Here is a 4727-nt window from a genome sequence, read left to right as displayed (position 1 = left end):
CGTCCCAGCTCAACCCGCGCCAGTCGGCCCCGGCGTTCCGCGCCGCCCGGCCCGCAAAATCGGTCCAGCGGCCGCTGTCCGCACTCAGCCGATGATCGACGGTCAGGGCCAGCACCGAACGCCCGCGCGTCCGCGCCCAGTTCGTCGTCAGCCGCAACAGCGCAATGGAGTCTCCGCCCCCCGACAGGGCCAGCGCCACCGGCCGACCTGTATCGCGCGTCAGTCGCGCATCCAGCCGCGCGAAGACCCGCGCTCTGAGATCCGGGTCAGACGTCAGGCGCAGGCGCCCGTCGTCTTCAACTGCGCCGCCCGCGCCTTTTGCGGGTCCGAAGCGGCGGGCGCATAGCGACGTGTGAATTCAGCCAGGGCCGCGCACCCTTGCGGCTTCCGCTGCGTCGCGAACAGGGCGTCGGCCAGTTTCAGCGTCGTATCCGCCGCCCAGCCGATACGCGGCCAGTCCTTCAGCGCGGCGGCGTAATAGGGCACCGCCCCCGCCTTGTCGTTCGCCGCGACCCGCAGGTCGCCCAGGCGCGAGTTGGCCTCGCGCGATTGCGGCGTATCGGGCCAGGCCGCGATCACCGTTTCCAGCGCCCGCTCGCCGCGCGGCTTGTCGGTCGCCAATAGGGCCACCGCCGCCGCCAGATCCCGCGTCGCATCGCCGGTGGGCGAGGTCGCCTCGATCGGCGCATTGAGCTCGGCCTGGGTCTCCAGCTTCTGCAACCGGCCCTCGGCGTCCGCCAGACGCGTCTTCAGCGTCTCGTTCTCGCGGGTGGCCTCGTCCAGCTGGAAGGTCAGACGCTCGTTGTCGCCGTTGATCCGGCGCACCGTGGCCTCCAGGTCGCCCAGGCGTCGGTCCATCAGGGCGAACTGCCCCTGCAGCGTCACCACCTCGGGGTCCGGCTCGACCAGCACGGGTTGGCCGGCGGCGTTTCTCTGGGTCAGGGCGCGCTCGAGCCGTCGCACATTGCGGTCCAGCTGGTCCAGGCGGCGATTGTCCCACTCGGTCCGCTCCATGATGTTGGGCTGCGCCTGCTGGGCGACCGCGCCGCCCCCGATCAGTAGGACGCCGAGGGCGGCGGCGGCGAGCAGATGAACGCGAGAAATCGAGAGCTTGGTCATGCGTCTAGCTTTCACCGATTTGGGGCCGCCGCAAGGCCGAGCTAGTGGCCGAGACCCAGATAGACGATGGCCGCGAAGAACAGGCCGACGACGATGTTGCAAAACACCAACAGAGCGATCGTCCGCCACAGGGCCGAGAACCACGACAGCGAATAGGCGCCCTTCATCTGGGCGAACACATGCACGGGCACGGCCAGCAGGCCCAGCGGAATGACGATGGCGCCCAGCCACCCGGCGATCGTCGCCGACAGCACCATCAGCATCAGCAGCATGGCCATGAAGGTCAGCGAGTACAGAACGAACACCCCGTGGTCGTATAGGGTGAAGCCCCGCTTCCACAGGAACAGCAGGGCCACGAACGGGATCGACAAGGGCACCAGCAGGAAGGCGAACTTGTACACCGTCTGCTGAAACTTATAAACCGCCAGGTCCGGGTTCTGCAGCTTCTTCAGCACGGTGGCGCCAATGCCGTGGCCTTCCTTCTTGGCATCCTTGCCCATGACCTTCAGCTTGGTCTCGCCGCTCTTGCCGGTCGCCATGTCCTTGATCCCGGCTTGCCAGCTGCCGGGCTTCAGACCGTCGGCGCGGCCGTCGCGCTGCTCGATCTCCAGCCGGGCCAGGGCCGCGCGGCGGTCGTCGACCAGCTTTTGTCCGGCGTTGATCGCCATCTGCATCGTCGGGTCCGGCTGGGCGCCGCTTTCGGCCCGCATCTGGACCAGGGCCTTTTCGGCCTCGGCCAGGCCGACGCGCTGGGACGCGATCCGTTCGCTCATCTCCGCCGCCTCGCCGGTCTTGGACTCCGGGTGCGGCATGAAGCTGAGCGCGAAGAACATCACGAACAGGGTGAACAGGAAGATCGCCAGCGGCGAGACATAGCGCGTGCGTTTGCCCTCGACCCACTCGCGCGTCAGTCGGCCGGGGTTCAGCCACAGCAGCGGCAGAGTGCGCCAGATGCGGGCGTCGAAATGCATCACCCCATGAAGCAGCTCTTCGCCTAGGTGCAGCAGGCTGCGATGGACGTGCGTCGGCTGGCCGCAGTTTGCGCAGAAGTTGCCGCTCGTTTCGGCTCCGCAATCGGAACAGACGCCGTGGGCGTGATCCTCGCCCGCCTTGCCCGTCGGCTTTTCGATCGCGCCCGCCGCCAGGCCGCTCGTGACGACCGCGCCCGCCCCTTCGATATCCATTCGCTGATCCCCCGATCCCTGTGACGACGTTCTTGCCGCCGGCCCGGCGTCAGGACAAGCGCGGAAACGAAAAGAGGCGCCGACCCTGCGGCCGGCGCCTCCTTCAGATCAGCCGATCAGCCGGTCGTCAGCGCGGCGCGCCCGAGACGATGGCGGTGTGGGCGTTGCGGTTGCGGGCGAAGGCGTCCTCGTTCGAGCCTTCCGCGATCGGCCGCTCCTTGCCGAAGCTGATGGTGTCGATCCGGCCCGCCGGAATGCCCCGGTTGATCAGATAGGTGCGCACCGATTCCGCACGGCGGGCGCCCAGCGCCAGATTGTATTCGCGCGTACCGCGTTCGTCGGCGTTGCCTTCGATGCGGATCGTCACGGACGGATAGCGTTGCAGCCACTGAGCCTGGGCGTCCAGGCGCGGCATGGCCTCGGGACGGACCTCATAGGAGTCCAGGTCGAAATAGATGCGGTCGCCGACGTTGACGACGAAGTCCTGTTCGGTGCCCGGCGCGGCCGAACCCATGTTTCCGCCGGTTACCGGACCGGTCGGCGCGGTAGGATAGGCCGGACCCGTCGGTTGCGTCGTGCCGTCGTTCGGACCGGGCACGCCGGTCTCGACCGGGGGCTTTCGGGTGCAGGCGGCCATGGCGGCGACGGCGCAGCCGACCATCGCCAGTTTGAGAATGCGGGAAGTCTTCATGGGGTCGTCTCCTGACGTATCGTTTCTGGCAAGGGGCGGGCCTCAAGCTTGGCTTTACTGTCTGCCTCGGCCGATTTTTCGACGCTAGAGGCGATAACGCACAGTTGAGCTTTAAGGCTCCGACGGTGTCGGTGCGGCGTTTAGGCGGGGCAGCTGTCGGCGCCCTGGTTCACGCCCAGATTGCTCGGGCCGCGGTCCAGCAGCGGCGACCAGGCCGGGTCGGTCCCGCGCCCGTTATAGCCCGCCTGCGACACCACGCGCCCCGACAGGTCCACGGTCCACAGACGCGTGTCGCCGCCCGGCGTCTGGCGCGCAAACATCACGTATCGGCCGTTCGGCGCCCAGTTCGGGCCTTCCTCGAAATAGCTGGACGACAGGATGCGCTCGCCCGAACCGTCGGCGTTCATCACCCCGGTCGAGAACCGGCCGCCACCCTGTTTGGTGAAGGCGATCAGATTGCCGGTCGGGCTCCAGGACGGGGCCGTATAGATGCCGCCGCCGCGCGAGATCGGCCGCTGGCCCGATCCGTCCGACCGCATGACATACAGCCGCGCCGAACCCGAGCGGTCCGAGGTGAAGACGATCTGACTGCCGTCCGGACTGAACGACGGCGAGGTGTCGATGCCGGGGTCGCTGGTCAGACGCGTGATCTGGCGGCTGCGCAGGTCCATCACATAGACGTCGGTATTGCCGCCCCGGATGATCGAAAACGCAATCTTGTTGCCGTCGTTGGAGAAGCGCGGCGCCAGCACCTGACCGTCGAACTCGCCCAGGCTCTCGCGCCGGCCCGTCGTCAGATTATACAGGTAGATGCGGCTGTAATCCTTGCCCAGCGCCACATAGGTGATCTCGTCCGGTTGCGACAGCGAGAAGCGCGGCGACATGATCACTTCGTCGCCTTGCGTCAGATAGGTCGGGTTGAACCCGTCCTGATCGGCGATGGTCAGGCGGTTGATCCGGTTCAGCTGCGTGCCTTCCTCGGACACGAAGATCACGCGCGAATCGAAGAAGCCGGCCTCGCCGGTCATGCGCTGATAGATGACGTCGGAAATCTTGTGCGCGATCCGGCGCCACTGCTCCTGGGTCGCAGTGAACTGATAGCTGACCAGTTGGCACTGGCGGTAGGGATCATACAGGCGGAAGCCCACGTCCAGCCGCCCATCGCCGCGCGTCGTCACCCCGCCATACAGCACCGCCTGCGCCCCGATCTGGGTCCACTGCGGAAAGTTCGGCGCATTGGCTAGGGTCAGGCCGGTCTCGATGAAGCTGGAAGGGTTCAGCGGCTCGAAGAAGCCCGACCGCTTCAGATTGGCGCTGACGACATTGGAGATGTCCGACCCATGCGTCCCGGCGAACGGCACGACCGCGATCTGAAGCGGGCGCAGCACGCCCTGATCGATCTCGACCTCGACCGGCTGGTTCTGCTGAGGCGTCTGCGCCGCCGTCGTCAGAGGAGCCGCCATCGCGACAGCCGCCACGGAGGCCAGAAGAAGGTTCAGACGCATCAGATGCTCCCATAAGTCTCGAAGGATCGCCGCCCCTTATCGCCGGGCCGTTCGACTTTCGCCAGCTTCACGGGGAATAGGGCGACATTCGGGACGGCGGTTTGCAGGCGTGGCGGATCAGCGATTGCGGCACGCCCTTTCGGTGTTGAAGGTCGGGCGATAGACGCCGCCGGGGAAGCCCTGCGGCACGTCGAACGGCGCGGTCTGGCGCAGGGCGCGCAGGGCGCC

General features: G+C 67.2%; 5 protein-coding genes. All 5 read right to left on the bottom strand.

Annotated features, from left to right (window positions below; translation table 11 throughout):
- A partial coding sequence (locus tag B3T77_RS08980; RefSeq protein ID WP_292078942.1) for an ATP-binding protein occupies nt 1–199 on the bottom strand: 199 nt, incomplete at its 3' end.
- 74 nt (nt 200–273) lie between these two features.
- Entirely contained in the window at nt 274–1119 is an 846-nt protein-coding gene (locus tag B3T77_RS08975; protein WP_292078941.1) for a tol-pal system protein, read from the bottom strand.
- Nucleotides 1120–1160: 41 nt separating this feature from the next.
- Nucleotides 1161–2303, bottom strand: a complete 1143-nt coding sequence (locus B3T77_RS08970; protein WP_292078940.1) for a DUF3667 domain-containing protein — start codon at nt 2301–2303, stop codon at nt 1161–1163.
- A gap of 127 nt (nt 2304–2430) precedes the next feature.
- Nucleotides 2431–2994: a peptidoglycan-associated lipoprotein Pal gene (gene pal / locus B3T77_RS08965; RefSeq protein ID WP_055753951.1), complete on the bottom strand. Its 564-nt coding sequence runs from the start codon at nt 2992–2994 to the stop codon at nt 2431–2433.
- A gap of 140 nt (nt 2995–3134) precedes the next feature.
- Entirely contained in the window at nt 3135–4499 is a 1365-nt protein-coding gene (tolB, locus tag B3T77_RS08960) for a Tol-Pal system beta propeller repeat protein TolB (protein WP_112861281.1), read from the bottom strand.
- Between the last annotated feature and the right edge of the window lie 228 nt (nt 4500–4727).

The sequence above is a fragment of the Brevundimonas sp. UBA7838 genome, from assembly GCF_002500885.1.
Taxonomy (GTDB): domain Bacteria; phylum Pseudomonadota; class Alphaproteobacteria; order Caulobacterales; family Caulobacteraceae; genus Brevundimonas; species Brevundimonas vesicularis_C.
The sequence above is the reverse complement of the archived record's forward strand: the minus strand, read 5'-3'. Positions and strand labels throughout refer to the sequence as shown.

Coding starts and splice junctions, on each gene's coding strand:
- B3T77_RS08975 (WP_292078941.1), bottom strand. CDS start 1,119: ATGACCAAGCTCTCGATTTCTCGCGTTCATCTGCTCGCCGCCGCCGCC.
- B3T77_RS08970 (WP_292078940.1), bottom strand. CDS start 2,303: ATGGATATCGAAGGGGCGGGCGCGGTCGTCACGAGCGGCCTGGCGGCG.
- pal (WP_055753951.1), bottom strand. CDS start 2,994: ATGAAGACTTCCCGCATTCTCAAACTGGCGATGGTCGGCTGCGCCGTC.
- tolB (WP_112861281.1), bottom strand. CDS start 4,499: ATGCGTCTGAACCTTCTTCTGGCCTCCGTGGCGGCTGTCGCGATGGCG.